13 protein-coding genes are annotated in these 13,816 nt (G+C 65.8%); 6 read left to right on the top strand and 7 right to left on the bottom strand.

The features are described 5' to 3' along the window. The gene (locus ACLMAL_RS25925; protein ID WP_412001448.1) at positions 1 to 939 is read right to left on the bottom strand and encodes an NAD(P)-dependent oxidoreductase; all 939 of its coding nucleotides are present in this window, start codon (positions 937 to 939) and stop codon (positions 1 to 3) included. A gap of 89 nt (positions 940 to 1,028) precedes the next feature. Between ACLMAL_RS25925 and ACLMAL_RS25920 the strand changes: the two genes are divergently transcribed. Beyond that, entirely contained in the window at positions 1,029 to 1,388 is a 360-nt protein-coding gene (locus tag ACLMAL_RS25920) for a winged helix-turn-helix transcriptional regulator (RefSeq protein ID WP_412001447.1), read from the top strand. An 87-nt stretch (positions 1,389 to 1,475) separates the two neighbouring features. On the opposite strand, the gene ACLMAL_RS25915 is transcribed toward ACLMAL_RS25920, so the two are convergent. Beyond that, positions 1,476 to 1,757 (bottom strand): pyrimidine/purine nucleoside phosphorylase, encoded by a 282-nt coding sequence (locus ACLMAL_RS25915; protein WP_412001446.1) that lies wholly within the window; start codon positions 1,755 to 1,757, stop codon positions 1,476 to 1,478. A 27-nt stretch (positions 1,758 to 1,784) separates the two neighbouring features. Next, positions 1,785 to 3,056, bottom strand: coding sequence for a glycosyltransferase 87 family protein (locus tag ACLMAL_RS25910; RefSeq protein WP_412001445.1), 1,272 nt, complete (start codon positions 3,054 to 3,056; stop codon positions 1,785 to 1,787). A 296-nt stretch (positions 3,057 to 3,352) separates the two neighbouring features. Between ACLMAL_RS25910 and ACLMAL_RS25905 the strand changes: the two genes are divergently transcribed. Continuing rightward, positions 3,353 to 3,799 (top strand): nitroreductase/quinone reductase family protein, encoded by a 447-nt coding sequence (locus ACLMAL_RS25905; RefSeq protein WP_412001444.1) that lies wholly within the window; start codon positions 3,353 to 3,355, stop codon positions 3,797 to 3,799. Between the two features lie 38 nt (positions 3,800 to 3,837). Here ACLMAL_RS25905 and aroQ read toward each other — a convergent pair whose 3' ends face one another. Both aroQ and ACLMAL_RS25895 read right to left on the bottom strand, forming a co-directional pair. Beyond that, entirely contained in the window at positions 3,838 to 4,290 is a 453-nt protein-coding gene (aroQ, locus tag ACLMAL_RS25900; protein ID WP_412001443.1) for a type II 3-dehydroquinate dehydratase, read from the bottom strand. Between the two features lie 24 nt (positions 4,291 to 4,314). Continuing rightward, the gene (locus tag ACLMAL_RS25895; protein ID WP_412001442.1) at positions 4,315 to 4,914 is read right to left on the bottom strand and encodes a hypothetical protein; all 600 of its coding nucleotides are present in this window, start codon (positions 4,912 to 4,914) and stop codon (positions 4,315 to 4,317) included. Between the two features lie 397 nt (positions 4,915 to 5,311). On the opposite strand from ACLMAL_RS25895, the gene ACLMAL_RS25890 reads away from it, so the two are divergent. Beyond that, positions 5,312 to 6,991, top strand: a complete 1,680-nt coding sequence (locus ACLMAL_RS25890) for an NTF2-like N-terminal transpeptidase domain-containing protein (protein ID WP_412001441.1) — start codon at positions 5,312 to 5,314, stop codon at positions 6,989 to 6,991. Positions 6,992 to 7,431: 440 nt separating this feature from the next. Then, complete coding sequence (locus ACLMAL_RS25885; protein WP_412001440.1) at positions 7,432 to 8,931, top strand: serine hydrolase domain-containing protein; 1,500 nt, start codon at positions 7,432 to 7,434, stop codon at positions 8,929 to 8,931. A 97-nt stretch (positions 8,932 to 9,028) separates the two neighbouring features. On the opposite strand, the gene ACLMAL_RS25880 is transcribed toward ACLMAL_RS25885, so the two are convergent. Continuing rightward, positions 9,029 to 9,442: a DUF3054 domain-containing protein gene (locus ACLMAL_RS25880; RefSeq protein WP_412001439.1), complete on the bottom strand. Its 414-nt coding sequence runs from the start codon at positions 9,440 to 9,442 to the stop codon at positions 9,029 to 9,031. Positions 9,443 to 9,556: 114 nt separating this feature from the next. Beyond that, entirely contained in the window at positions 9,557 to 11,119 is a 1,563-nt protein-coding gene (locus ACLMAL_RS25875) for an adenylate/guanylate cyclase domain-containing protein (protein ID WP_412001505.1), read from the bottom strand. A gap of 306 nt (positions 11,120 to 11,425) precedes the next feature. Between ACLMAL_RS25875 and ACLMAL_RS25870 the strand changes: the two genes are divergently transcribed. Beyond that, the gene (locus ACLMAL_RS25870; protein WP_412001504.1) at positions 11,426 to 12,646 is read left to right on the top strand and encodes an AI-2E family transporter; all 1,221 of its coding nucleotides are present in this window, start codon (positions 11,426 to 11,428) and stop codon (positions 12,644 to 12,646) included. Then, the gene (gene macS / locus ACLMAL_RS25865; RefSeq protein ID WP_412001503.1) at positions 12,627 to 13,802 is read left to right on the top strand and encodes a MacS family sensor histidine kinase; all 1,176 of its coding nucleotides are present in this window, start codon (positions 12,627 to 12,629) and stop codon (positions 13,800 to 13,802) included. The genes ACLMAL_RS25870 and macS overlap by 20 nt, the downstream gene beginning before the upstream one ends. The last annotated feature ends 14 nt before the right edge of the window (positions 13,803 to 13,816 follow it).

Below are 13,816 nucleotides of genomic sequence, written 5' to 3'. Positions count from 1 at the left end.
CTACGCCTCGGCTGCCTGCGTGCCGCGGATGAGCTCGTAGGTGGACACCGGCTTGCCTGCCTGCTCGCTGGCGGCAACGGCCTTGCGCCAGTAGGCCTGTGCGGTATGCGAGAACGTCGCGTCGACACCGACTTCCTCGCTGGCATCGATGATGTGCTGCGCGCCGGCATCCATCATCTTCAGGCTCGCCAGGTCGGCCCAGCCACCCGCTTTGTTGGCGGCGGAGAATTCGGTCATGAAGTAGGGGAACGCCTCGCTGGACCGGATGGCGAACGGTACGAACTGGTCGATGTCGTGGCCGGAGCGCTCGATCACGGCTGTTGCCTGGTCGAAGGCGAGCAGCCACGGATGGAAAATGATCAGCAGCGCCTGGTAGAAGATCTGGGCCAGACCATCGTCTGCGCCGAGGTACTCCTGCGGGCTCAGCGGACGCAAGAGTTCGGCGTGGGCCTCGAAGACTTCCCGCGGACCGCTGTAGAAGATGTAGGAGGCGGGGTGCGCGATGTTGTCACCCGCCGACATCACGCCACCCGAAATGAACTGTGCGCCATGCGAACGCACCCAGGTTGCGCCTGCCCGTGCTTTCTCCGGTGAGTCCGACGACAGATTGGCGATGACCTTGCCCGCCAGGTGGTCGGTGGCCGGACCGAGCACGTCGTACATGGCGGCGTAGTGGGTGAGGCTGAGCACGGTCACCTCGTTGGTGTCGAGCGCCTCGGCAACGGTGGCGGCGCGCTTGGCGCCGAGTGCGACCATTGCGTCGACCTTGGCGGTGCTCCGATTCCACGCCGTCACCTCGACGCCGGCCGCGAGGAAGGCCCGCACCATCGCCTGCCCCATCGGCCCGAGGCCGACGACGGACACGGAGCGAATGCTTGTCTGCTCGGACATTATGTGCCTCTTCTGTTCTCGATCGTTTGCTGTCGGCGCCGTGATCAATAGTCGTTGCCGCAGGTAGGGTCGGGAAGACCGAACGTTCAGGTGGGGTTGCTTACCTAAAGGTTCGAAATAAGGTCAGAAGGAGCGCGGTGGACATGAGTAGTGATACGGATCACGATGACGTGTGTGGCATGTCCCTCGCGATCGACGTGGTCGGCGGCAAGTGGAAACTGCATCTGATGTGGGTCCTCGGCGCGGGCCCGCAGCGTTTCGGCCAGATCCGCCGCCTACTGGAAGGCGTCAGCGAAAAGGTCCTCGCCGAGAACCTCCGGCAGCTCGAGTCCAGCGGCATCGTCCATCGCGAGGTCTTCCCCGAAATCCCCCCACGCGTGGAGTACTCCCTCACTCCGCTCGGCGAGGAACTCAATGTCGCGCTACGCCCGCTGGAGGCGTGGGGGGACAAGAACCGTCACGAGCTGCGTGAAAACCTCTTGGCCGCTGTCGGCTGAGCGCGGTGCGTCTGGTGGACGTGAGCGCAAACTGAAGCCCGGACCTTGCGGAAACCGGCGAGACCAGGCGGGGGCCGACCGCCTAACTCAGCGGTACTCGCACAGGTAAGCCGTCTCGACCTCGGCTTTCACCTGGAACTTGCTATCGCCCGGCACGGTGAATTGTGTTCCCGCCGCGAAGGTTTCCCACGCATCGCTGCCGGGCAGCTGGACGGTGAGTGCGCCGGAGACCACCTGCATGATCTCGAGCTGGGAGGTGCCGAACTCGTACTCGCCGACGGCCATGACGCCGACGGTCGCCGGTCCCTGCGGCGTCGTGAAGGCGATCGACGTGACGTTGCCGTCGAAGTACTCGTTGACCTTGAACAATGCGGCTCCTCGAACTCGGGTGAGCGGTCAGGATACCTGGGGTGTTTTTCGTATCCGACGCTTCAGGAGGCCTAGGGGGCGTGGCGTTGCGAGGGTGCGGGGCAGGCGGGCGAGCAGGATGATCGCGCCGCCGAGCACGGCGAAGTAGGCGATGACGTAGGCATTCATCAGGATTTGTGCGACCGGCCATGACGGCGGAAGCATGAATACCCCGATCGTCACGAAGTCTGCGCTCCAGTGGTAGGCCCAGGCGCCGATCGATAGAAACAGGGCTGTCGCGGCGAGCCACCACCGTGGTTGTGACAACGTCTTGTGGAGCAGGTAGACGAACAAGGGCACGAACCACACCCAGTGGTGGCCCCAGGAGAACGGTGATATCGCGCAGGCGGTGAGCCCGGCGAGCGTGACCGCGAGTAGGCGTTCGCCGTGTTCGTGCAGGCCCGCGGTGACGGCCAGGCTCACGCCCGCAACGATGCCCGCGATGAGTAGCCACAGCCACACCGGCGCGGGCTGGCCGGTGAGGTGTGCGATGACACCGCGAAGGGATTGATTGGCCGGGTTGTTGTCCACGGCAATCCGATTGGACTGGAAGAACGTCGAAGTCCAGTACTGCTCGGAATCGGCGGGCAGGACGATCCAGGTGAGCCCGATGGACGCCGCGAAAACCACCGACGCGGTGGCAGCACAGCGCCATTGCCGGAGCGCGATGAACTGCGCGACGAAGTAGAGCGGGACCAGCTTGATTCCCGCGGCCAGCCCGACAGCGAGGCCATGCAACCTGGCGCGATCGGCGCGGGAGAAATCCCACAGCACCAACAGCATCAGCACCAGGTTGATCTGCCCGTAGTACAGGGTGGTGCGGACGGGCTCGATGAAGACACAGGTGAGTGCAAGGAGGGCACTGACGCCTGCGAGTCGGGCGTCGAGCCGATAGCCGAGTATCCGCCACGCCATCAGGACGTTCGCGAACAGCACGCCGAGGTTCACCACCAGCCACGTGTTCGTGACGTAGGCCCACGGCACCAAGTAGACGGGGATGAATGCGATGGTCGAGAACGGCGTATAGGTGTACAGGAGCCCGAACATGGTCGGCTCGTCATAGAGCGGCAGCCGGTGCAGGATTCGCCAGGCGCCGTCTCGGTAGACGTGCACGTCGAGCCCGCCTGCCAGAATCCCCGCCCGCTCGAGCCATGGATCGACGGTGGCGAAAATCAGGATCACCGCCAACAGTGCGCTGCCGGCGAGTACGAAAAGCGCTGGGCCCTTTCGCGGAAACTCCAGCGGCCGCGAGTTCAGCACCGGCGACCTACGAAATAACCAGCGCCGCCCAGGGATCCGGAGTCTGTTCGATGGTGGTCTGCCGGCAGTGGTCACGCCTCATCATCGACTGATCCAACCCTTCGATCCCGCATTCATAGCTGCACAACATTTCCCGACGCTCAGCGTACTGAAGGACCACGCCCAGCCCATGCCTCGACGGCCTTGGTTGTGAGCCATGCCACTTCAATCTTTTGAGAGCGGTGCTCTTGTTTTTCCGTCGGTTCGGTGGCACACTTCTTCTCAATGGAGAGCAGTGCTCACAATTGGGAGTCGTCATGAACGCCAGCACCCGCTACATCGGCCCGACCGGCATCGATCCGATCATGAACAAGGTCTTCAACTGGCTGCCTCGGCTCGGGATCAGCGTGCTGGGATCGCGGCTGCTCGCGGTGCGCGGGCGCAAGAGTGGTGAATGGCGAACCACGATGGTGAACCTGTTGACGGATGTGGATGGCACGCGATACCTGGTCGCGCCGCGTGGACACACCCAGTGGGTGCGCAACCTGCGCGTGGCGGGCGACGGGGAGCTGCGGCTGGGCCGGAAGGTCGAGAAATTCACCGCTGTCGAGGTGGCGGACGAGAACAAGGTCCCGCTGCTGCGGCTCTACCTGCAGCGCTGGGGCTGGGAGGTCGGCAAGTTCTTCGAGGGTGTCACCAAGGGCGCCACCGACGCCGAACTCGCCGCCATCGCCCCCGGCTTCCCGGTCTTCCGGCTCTCCTGAGGCACCGCCGTCCACAGCGTGTGGATAGTTGTGGAGTACTAACCGTTGATCAGAAATTCGATGGCCGCGGCGTACCCGTGGATGCCCATCCCGGCCACCACCGCGGTGGCGATCGGTGAAATATAGGAGTGATGACGGAACTCCTCGCGGGCGTGCACATTGCTGATGTGTACTTCCACGATGGGGATCTCCGGAATCACCAGCGCGTCCCGCAGCGCGACCGAGGTGTGCGTCAGCCCGCCGGGATTGATGACGATGGCCGATTCGGCGCCGCGCGCCCGGTGGATCCGATCGATCAGCGCGCCTTCGGAATTCGACTGGAACGCGGTGATCTCACGGCTGTACCGGGCGGCGGTCCGCTTGCACAGTTCGACGACATCGTCGAGTGTCGCCGACCCGTAGACCTCCGGCTGGCGAGTGCCGAGCATATTCAGGTTCGGGCCGTTGAGGACCAGGATCGGACCCTGGTCCGTCGAGGCGGTGGCTGCCATGCAGGCAACCATAGTCCGAACCGCTCAGAGCCCCTTCGGACCTTCCGAACGCAGGTCGTCGACCTTGCGCATCGCGCCACGCAGCTCTTCGAGCCAGGCTTCCGCGTGCTTGCCCGCCAGTTTCACGGTCCAGGCCAGTGCGTCGGCGCGCGAGCGCGCCACGCCCGAATCGACCAGTGTGTCGAGCACCTTGCGCTCGGGCTGGCGCAGCCGGGTCATGACCGGAACGGCCAAGTGGGTGAAGAGGTATCGCTGCCCATCGACCGAGACACCCCAAGCGACGCTGCGGCCGTACCGCTGCTGTGCCTCATTGGCGATCTGCATCCGAGCAGACCGGGTCGATTCGCGGAACCGGGCGATGGCGCCTTCTTTGGTCGCATTCGGAACCTTGCCTGTGGTGTCCGTCTCGGACTCGGAGTCCGTGGACTTCTCGGGCTGGGGGATTGGGAGTTCGCCGACAACGACGATCTCGTCGCGGTCGATTTCGATGACGGGGGATCCGGTGAACCAGTCGCTCGGCAACCGTCCGGCGAACCAGTCCGGAACGTCTGCAGGATCGGGCAGATCGGCCTGCTGCCAGCCGCCCGGTCGTCCGAAACCTCGTCCCCGATGTTCGTTTCTCATTGGGAATCACCTAACTTACTGCGCTGCTGTGGTTACTTGATTACAAGATTACGACGTAAACGGAGAAAGTGGTTCCGCTCTGTGCGAACAGGTTTCAAATCGTGTCCATCGAGTGCTTGCGGCTGCGGGTTCGCTTGGTCGGCAGGGCTGGTCGGGTCCCGAAACGCCGACGTGAGCCGTTATCGCGCGAGTTTTCATTCCGACCGGTACGGTAGCGGCGCCGGTTTGTCGTCTTGTGACAGAACACCGTCCATGATTGGCCTCCCAAGCGCAGGACTTCGGGCACAATTGGGATGCTGAGCATGGGTAACGTCCTCGGTTGCGGTGGCACCGCAGGCAGTTACCTTCAGGTACGGTGGTCTTGTTACCGGAGTGACAAGAGTGAAGAGTGGGCGACATGGATGTGAGGGGATCCCGCCGCTTTCGCGTCCGGAGCGCTATCGCACTCGCGGGGGCAGCGGTGCTGGCTTTCACGATGGGATCGTGTGGATCCCAACAGACTCCGAATGAACCCGAAGCGGTTGTCGAGCGCTTCACCGACCTCCTGGACAATCAGGACCACGTCAAGGCATCGGAGCTGACGTCGTACCCGAACGCGGCCTCCGCAACGCTGAAGCAAATGTTCGAGGGCCTGCGGCCGGGCAAGGTCGACTACAAAAAGACCCAATTCATCAGCCTGGACGCCGATGAGGCGCTCTTCAGTATGGATGTCGACTGGAACTTCGGCGAGAAGAAGAGCTGGAAATACAGCCTGCAGGGCAATGTGCGGAAATTGGCGATCGGTTGGCGGATCTCCTGGGATCCCGCGGTCGTCATGCCGCAGCTGGGTCACAACCGAACGGTCCGGTTGGTGCGCACCACCCCCTTGCCTGCCCCGCGTGTCACCGACATTGTCGGTGAACCGTTGATGACCGAGCAGATCATCAACGTGATCAAGCTCGATCCTGCCAAGTTGCCCAACCCGATCGCCTCCTCCGACGCGCTGGCCAAGGCCATCGAGCCGGTCGCGCCGCTGATCACCGGGCCGTCGCTGATGCAGCAACTGTCGAGCTCGCAGGGCAAGCCGATCGTCGCGGTGAACCTGCGCGAACCCGACTTTGCCATCCTGGAACCGTTGATGGCCCCGATTCCGGGCGTGGTGATGGAGAAGCAGCCACGGCTCATCTCCGCCGATCGCCGGGTGTGGTCGCCACTGCTGGACGCGCTGCGCAAGGTGCAGCAGGACAGCCAGGAGGCGCACTCCGGATGGGGCGTGCAGATTTTCGAGCAGGACGGCCGCTTGGTCGGCCAGATCGCCGGCGAGCAGGGCCCGCCGGGGCCGGATATCGCGGCCACCATGGATCAGCGTCTGCAGCGTGCCGCCGAGGATGCGGTGGTCAGCGCGGCGACACAGGCCTCCATCGTGGCGATTCAGCCGTCCACCGGCGCGGTTGTCGCGGCCGCGCAGAACAGTCAGGCCAGCGAGCACGGCCCGGTCGCGTTCACCGGCCTGTACCCGGTCGGCGGGAACATCGAACTGTTCCGCAATATCGCCGCGGTGACCAAGGGTAAGGCGCCGCAGGACATCTCGGTGCAGGATGCGGCGGAGTCCGCGACCATGCTCGGCGTCGGCGTCGATTTCAAGGTTGCCGGACTGGACGAGGTCACCGGACGCCTGGCGATCGCGGGCCGCAGCGCCGAACAGGTGAGTCAGGGCGGCGGCAACGACGCGGTGCTCGCCAGCCCGTTCGGGATGGCCATCGCCGCCGCCGCGATCGCGCGCGGCGCGGTGCCGCCGCCGATGATCGAGGTTGCGCGGCCCGGCACGACCGACGCGCAATTCGCGGCATTGACCCCGGAGATCACCGATCGACTGCGCGGCTTCCTGCGCGACGCCGCGGGTCGGCCGGAGGTCGCGAGCCTGCGCGGCTACCGCGACGTCACCGGCTTCGCCGCGACTGCCGGACCGGACGGCTGGCTGATCGCGAACATGGGCGACCTGGCCTTCGCGATTCATATCAACGATGTCGACAGCAGTGACGCCACGGCACGCATGGCTGCTCGATTGCTCCAGGCACTGGTCAGTCCCGAAACGTAAGGATCGCCGAGGCGGTCGGTCGGTTCGTGCGTTCATAGCAGCCGAGTCCGCCGGTCGGTCACTCGTATCCGCGGGATTGTGGTTGTGCCGGGTGGCTTCGCTCGGGCGTCTGGTGTCCGGGCGAACTCTTGCGCGACGAGTAGGCGTGCTGCGCACTGTGTACGGGCTGTGCTCGTCGCCTCTCCTATCCCGCCGCGCTGCCCGTGCCGGCCTTCGAGGCGCAGACCTGGTGCACGTCTGTGGCGTTCGCGCAGAGATCGTCGCCGGGGTTTCGCGGAGCTGCGGGGCCTGAGCGCATCTGAGCTCGTCCTGGCTGATGTCGTTCTGACCTGCCGATTCGAGGAAAACGTCGTGCGCAATTGCGCACGTCGTTCCATTGTGCGTACAGTGTTCGCAGAACGAGAACATCGTGCGCAACGATGGGGAGCAGAGGAGAGATCATGTCGAAGAACATCAGCTGGGACGCCACCGGTAACTGGGAGGCCAAGGGCGACTGGGGAACCGCGAGCTCCGGGAACCAGGTAGTTGCCGCCGGGCCGGTCGACCGTCCCGCGACGGCCGTCGATGGCTTGGACCTCGCCCACTGGCAGGCGCGACTCGATGAGCTGCGCGCCGCCCATCATGTGCCCGGCGCGGGGTTGGCGTTCCTGGTCGACGGAAAGGTCTATGAGCTGGCCAGCGGGGTGCTGCATCGCGGCACCGGCGTGGCGGTGACGACCGACTCGGTGTTCCTGTGCGGTTCGATCGCCAAGGTCTACACGGCCACCATGATCATGCAGCTCGTCGATGAGGGAAAGCTCGACCTGGACGCGCCGGTGATCGACGTGCTGCCCGAGTTTGCGGTGCCGGATCCGGAGGCCACCAAGACGATTACCACCCGGCAATTGCTGTCGCACACCGCCGGATTGACCAACGACTTCAACCTGGACACCGGCCGCGGTGACGACTGTCTGACCAAATATGTTGCGGCGGCCCGGGAGGTGGCACTGGACTGCCCGCCGGGGACCGCGTTCTCCTATGGCGGCGTCGGCTATGTCGTCATGGGCCGCATGATCGAGGTGCTGACCGGAACGACCTGGGATCAGGCTGTTCAGGATCGAATTGCCACCCCGCTCGGTCTCGAACGCACCGTGACATTGCCGGAGCAGGCACTGCGGTTGCGCACCGCGATGAGCCACCTCGGCGAGGCAGGCGTGGACCCGGACCCGGCGCCGGCCTGGGATCTGATGCCGCGTTCGGCGGGCCCCGCGGGCCGAATCATCTCCAGTGCAGGCGATATGGTCCGGTTCGCGCAGATGCATCTCGCGGGCGGCGCCGCATCGGACGGCACCCGTGTGCTCAGTGCCGAGTCCGCCGCGGCAATGCGACGGCGCGAGATCGATTGCCCCGACAAGTGGACCGTCAGTGGTGACGGCCAAGGCCTCGGCTGGGTGCTCAACGACTGGAACGGTGTCGGCGGCTTCGGTCACGACGGCGCGGCCGTCGGCCAATACGGCTACCTACGCATTGTCCCGTCGGCCGGGGTGGCGGTGGTGCTGCTGACCAACGGCGGCGGCGCCCGTCAGCTGTATGCCGACCTGTTCCGGGAACTGCTGCGGGAGCTTGCCGGGGTGACCATGCCCGAGCCGTTCGGGCCCGCCGCAGCGCCGCCCGCGATCGACATCGCGCCGCACATCGGCACGTACAAGCGTGCGGGCGTCGTCATCACCGTGAGCGAGCGAGACGGCAAGGCGCACATGCTCTATGAATTCGTCGACGACATGAAAGACATGTCGCCGCCCCTGGATATCGACCTGATCCCGGTGTCGGAGACCGTATGGGCCGGAACCGGCGCGGGCCCCTCCTTCAGTGAGGGCTACATGCCGGTGATCTTCTCCACCCTGGCCAATGGCATCCCCTGCGTCTACGTCGGTACCCGGGCCACGCCCAAGACCGCCTGATCGAGTGTGAAACCCCAGCCCCGCCGACCAGTTCGGCGGGGCTGGGGTCGGTTCAGCCGGGCGGTCCGGTGGGCGGTGCGCCATGCGAATCGACGTGCTAGTTCAGCGCCTTGATCGCCGCTCGCCAACCCAGCAGGAACAAGGCGAGCACGGTTGCCGCGACCAGGACGAAACTGATGGTCGTGCCCTGACCACTGACTACCCGCAGCAGCATGCCGCCGCAGAGGGTGCCGAGCCAGACCAGAATCCCAGTGGGCCACAAGGCGGTTCCGTCGAAGCGGCCGGCACGTTCCGTCGCACCGGACATGCGACTGGAAACGACGATCGCAATCACCCAGCCGATCGCAAGACCGATGGCGAAAGGCCACAACGTTTTCAGCAATCCGGTGAGTATCGCCTCGTTGTGACTGCGCCGTCCGATCGCGCAGAACAGGATGACCAGCAGTGCATCGACCGCCAACGGCACCAGTTTGTTCACCCGCGCCAGCGTAATCGGGCAGCGGTGCCACATCGCGCCGCGACACCTGCCCCGGCGCAGTGCCGCCGAGAGTTACCGCGTGAAATGTGCCACGCTCCGGCTTATGGACCGGCTACAGCGCAGGCTCGCCCGTCGGCCGCAACCCGGTCAGCCCAACGAATCGGCCGTTTCGCTGTTTGTGGCGGCGTGCGGGTCGATGCCATCCTGCGGCCAGGCCAATCGAGTTTTTCTGCGCCGTCCGCGCAGCTGTACCTCGTCGCCGGTTTCCCAGAGGTCCTGCTCACTCTCATCGGCGAAATACAGCGCGCTCCCGGAGGCGAGTACGCGCCCCGGTTGATCTTTAGCCAGTTCGGTCAGACGTGATGCTTCGTTGACCGGATCACCGATCACCGTGTATTCGAAACGGTTTGCGGCACCGATATTTCCGGCGACGGCAAGCCCCGCCGAAACACCGATGCCGATATCGAGTCCTGGAACTTCACGGAGGGCTTCGCGCAATTCGCGGGCGGCGGCGAGCGCGGCGGTCGGCGCGTCGGGGCGGTCCAGCGGGGCGCCGAAGATGGCCAGGGCCGCGTCGCCGACGAACTTGTTGACGAAGCCGTGATGGCGGTCGATGACATCGACGACGACCCGGAAGAACTCGTTGAGCAGGCTCACCACCTCCGTCGGTGGCCGCTCGGCCGCGGTCGCGGTGGAACCGACCATGTCGACGAACAGCACGGCGACGAATCGCGTTTCGCCGCCCAGTTCGGTGCCGTAGTCGAGGGCGCGCTGTGCGACTTCCTCGCCGACGTGCTGGCCGAACAGCTCCTGCAATTGGCGGCGCTTGGCGGCCTCTTCCATCATCCGGTTGAACCCGACCTGCAGCAGGCCGATCTCGCTGCCGTCGAAGACTTCGACCTGGACGTCGCGGGCGCCCTCCTGCACCCGGTCGATGGCCTGGCTGAGCTGGCGCACCGGGTCGGAGATGCTGGAACCGGTGAGCATCGACAGCGCGAGCGCCTGCATGATCACCACGCCGCACAGCAGCAGAATCGAGATGGCCAGTGACTGCGCCGAGAACTTCACGTCCGAGGAAATCTGGGTGACGCACAGCAGCACGATGGCGATGGTGGGCGCGAAGGTGCCCATGCCCCAGGTCATGCCCATTCGGGTGCCGACGCCGGGAGTCAGCGTGTGATCGAAGGTGCCCTCGGTCAGCGCCTCCGCGGCGACCGGGCGCAGGATGCGTTCGCCGAGCATGTAGGTGAAGCCGAACACGATGGTGGCGGCCATACATTCGGTGACGATGACGGCCCCGGCCAGTTCGGGCGCGTCGACGATGATGGTCGCGGCCAGGATGGCGCCGCCGACCAGCCACAGTGTCAGGTGCACGATGGCCTGCCGCAGCGGTGCGTGCAGCGCGGCCATCTGCTCCTGTCTGCTCGGCGGACCACCGCGCATCTGCCAGCGCATCACCGGGCGCAGCATCAACGCCGATGCGCCGAGGCTGAGCAGGCCGCCGGTCACGAAGACCAGGACCGGGATCAGCAGACCGGTGCGCCGCGCGCCGGCAGACTCGCCCTCGGGGACCGGAAGTCCGTACTGGATGAACGCCCAGACCAGGACCGCGCCGAAGGCATTCGCCAACAGCATCGATGTCAGGTACAGCGGCCAGCGCGTTCGCATGGTCTGTTTGACCGCTTCCAAAGGGTCACGTCCAGCAGTCATGTTGTGCCCAGAAGTCGCGCGTCCAGCCATGAAGGTACTGTGGCTGGACTTGCTTCCAGTGGCGCTGACACGATCACCAATCTAGCGTTTCGATCATGTGAGCATGTTCGCGGCGCTGCTCGGCCATTCGGTAGCCACCTCGCCTCCGGTCGCCCCCGCGTTCGCCCGGCCCGGCCTACGGTCAAGGACGAACATCGGCCGCCGTCGCGCACTACGCTCGTGATCGTGACCGACCCGAATCCGAGTTCGCCGCGGACAGGCACTGCCAGTCGCTCTCCTGCCGAGGCGGTGCACCCGTTGGTCCGGATGACCGCGGCATGGTCGTGGCGGTTGTTGGTCATTTTCGCGGTGGTACTCGCGCTGTCGGCGATTGTGCAGAGACTCGCGACGGTGGCCATCCCGCTTGCTATCGGGCTGCTGGCCGCCGCGTTGCTCGCGCCACTGGTGGACTGGATGCAGCGGCTCGGGGTGCCGCGGGCGGTGGGGGTTTTCGTCGCGCTCGCCGGGTCGCTCGGCCTGGTCGCGGGCGTGCTGACCTTTGTCGTCGAACAGTTCGTCGACGGTGTGCCGCAGCTGTCCGACGAGATCACCCACAGCATCCACCAGGTGCAGGACTGGCTCATCAACGGTCCGCCGCATCTGAGCGACGAACAGATCCGCAATGCCGGTGACACGATCGTCAAGGCGATCCGGTCCAATCAGGACAGTCTCACCAGCGGGGCGCTGACCACCGCGACGGTGATCGGGCACATTCTCACCGGCACCTTCCTGACCCTGTTCATCCTTATCTTCTTTCTCTACAGCGGCGACCAGATCTGGGAGTTCGTCACCAGGATCGTGCCGACGCCGCACCGGGAGCGGGTCCGCACGGCCGGGCAGCTCGGGTTCGGGACGCTGGTCGGGTTCGTGCGCGCCACCGTCGCGGTGGCGGCGGTGGATGCCATCGGCATCGGTGCGGGGCTGGCGATTCTGGGGGTGCCGCTCGCGCTGCCGTTGGCCTCGCTGGTGTTCATCAGCGCGTTCATCCCGATCATCGGTGCGTTCCTCGCGGGCACCGTCGCGGTGTTCATAGCCCTGGTGACCAAGGGTTTTGTCACTGCGCTCATCGTGCTCGGCATCATCATCGCGGTGATGCAGCTGGAGAGTCACGTGCTCCAGCCGCTGCTGCTCGGCCGTGCGGTCAGCATTCATCCGCTTGCGGTGGTGTTGGCGATCACCGCGGGTGTGGTGCTCGGTGGCATCGCCGGTGGTCTGCTCGCGGTGCCGTTTGTCGCGGTGATGAATACCGCGATCCGGTCACTGCTCGCCGACAGTCCGGAGGAAGTCTTCGAGGAATTGCAGACCGGGGAACCGGGCCGGATATACGCCGCCGAGCCGGACAAACCCGAGCCGGGCCGATTCGATGTGGCGGCGATGCTGGCCGAGGCGGTCGAACACGAGCAGGCCGAGTCGTCGGACAAGCCCGAGTCGCAGCGCCGGCGAGGCAGTTACGTGGACGAAGTCGATGATGCGGCCGTCGACGACTGACCTCAGCCCGACCGATGCGGCGACCGGACCGCTGTGGCGGGCCGCGCAGGCGCTGCGGCTGGTGACCCTGCTCTATGCGGTGGGGCAGCAGATCGCGTCGGTGCCCTACTACCAGAACCAGCGGTTGAGCTGGGTGCTGATCGCTTTGATGGCGGTGTGGTCCGGCGCATCGGCGCTGATGCTCTCGGTGTGGCATTTTCCGGATGTGGCGCGGCTGCGCTGGTGGGTGGTCGTCGGAGACCACGTCGTGGTGATCGCACTGGTCGCCTCGACCCGCCTGGTCGCCGATTACGGCTGGTACCACGGACATCAGACGCTGCCGACCACATTGTGGGCCGCCAATGCGGTGATCTCGGCCGCCATCCTGCGCGGTCCGATCGGCGGCGTGCTTTCGGGGATGCTGATCGCGGCGGTGATTGTGACGGTCCGCGATCAGTGGGGCCAGGATGTGTGGGCCGATGCGACGGCGCCGGTGCTGGTCTCCATCGGCTTGGCGCTCGGGCTTGCCGCCAATACCGCCCGCCGCGCCCAGGGCCAGCTCGAACGGGCGGTCCGACTGACCGCGGCCGCCGAAGAGCGCGACCGACTTTCGCGTGAGGTGCACGATGGCGTGCTGCAGGTGCTCAGCTACATCAAGCGGCGCGGCAGCGAAATCGGCGGTCCCACCGCGGAGCTGGCGCAGCGCGCCGGGGAACAGGAGGTGGCGCTGCGGGTGCTGATCTCCGAGCAGGGCGGGCGCCAGGACGCCGGCGGTGCGGATATCGATCTGCGCCCGCTGTTGACGGTGCACGCGACGCCCAAGGTGTTCGTCTCGACGCCGGGCCAGCCGGTGTTGATCGGACGCTGGACCGCGCAGGAGATCGCGGCGGCTGTGGCGACAGCGCTGTCCAATGTCGCGCTGCACGCCGGGGCCGACGCGAAAGCGTATGTGCTGCTGGAGGACACTGGTGACCAGCTGATCATCAGCGTGCGCGACGATGGTGTCGGGATACCGGCCGGGCGATTGGCCGAGGCCGAAGCCGAAGGGCGGATGGGTGTTTCACGATCCATCGTGGGCCGGATCGCCGCGCTCGGCGGGGCGGCGGACCTGCTGACCGAGGCCGATGGCGGGGTCGGCTTCGGTACCGAATGGGAATTCCGGGTGCCGCGTGCCTGAGCGGACAGTGCCGA

It is taken from the genome of Nocardia sp. CWNU-33 (assembly GCF_046764895.1).
Taxonomy (GTDB): Bacteria; Actinomycetota; Actinomycetes; order Mycobacteriales; family Mycobacteriaceae; genus Nocardia.
The sequence above is the reverse complement of the archived record's forward strand: the minus strand, read 5'-3'. Positions and strand labels throughout refer to the sequence as shown.

Excerpts from the sequence above, each read along its gene's own strand:
- ACLMAL_RS25905 (WP_412001444.1), top strand. The coding sequence starts at position 3,353 with ATGAACGCCAGCACCCGCTACATCGGCCCGACCGGCATCGATCCGATC.
- aroQ (WP_412001443.1), bottom strand. The coding sequence starts at position 4,290 with ATGGCAGCCACCGCCTCGACGGACCAGGGTCCGATCCTGGTCCTCAAC.
- ACLMAL_RS25895 (WP_412001442.1), bottom strand. The coding sequence starts at position 4,914 with ATGAGAAACGAACATCGGGGACGAGGTTTCGGACGACCGGGCGGCTGG.
- ACLMAL_RS25890 (WP_412001441.1), top strand. The coding sequence starts at position 5,312 with ATGGATGTGAGGGGATCCCGCCGCTTTCGCGTCCGGAGCGCTATCGCA.
- ACLMAL_RS25885 (WP_412001440.1), top strand. The coding sequence starts at position 7,432 with ATGTCGAAGAACATCAGCTGGGACGCCACCGGTAACTGGGAGGCCAAG.
- ACLMAL_RS25880 (WP_412001439.1), bottom strand. The coding sequence starts at position 9,442 with ATGTGGCACCGCTGCCCGATTACGCTGGCGCGGGTGAACAAACTGGTG.
- ACLMAL_RS25875 (WP_412001505.1), bottom strand. The coding sequence starts at position 11,119 with ATGACTGCTGGACGTGACCCTTTGGAAGCGGTCAAACAGACCATGCGA.
- ACLMAL_RS25870 (WP_412001504.1), top strand. The coding sequence starts at position 11,426 with ATGACCGCGGCATGGTCGTGGCGGTTGTTGGTCATTTTCGCGGTGGTA.
- macS (WP_412001503.1), top strand. The coding sequence starts at position 12,627 with ATGCGGCCGTCGACGACTGACCTCAGCCCGACCGATGCGGCGACCGGA.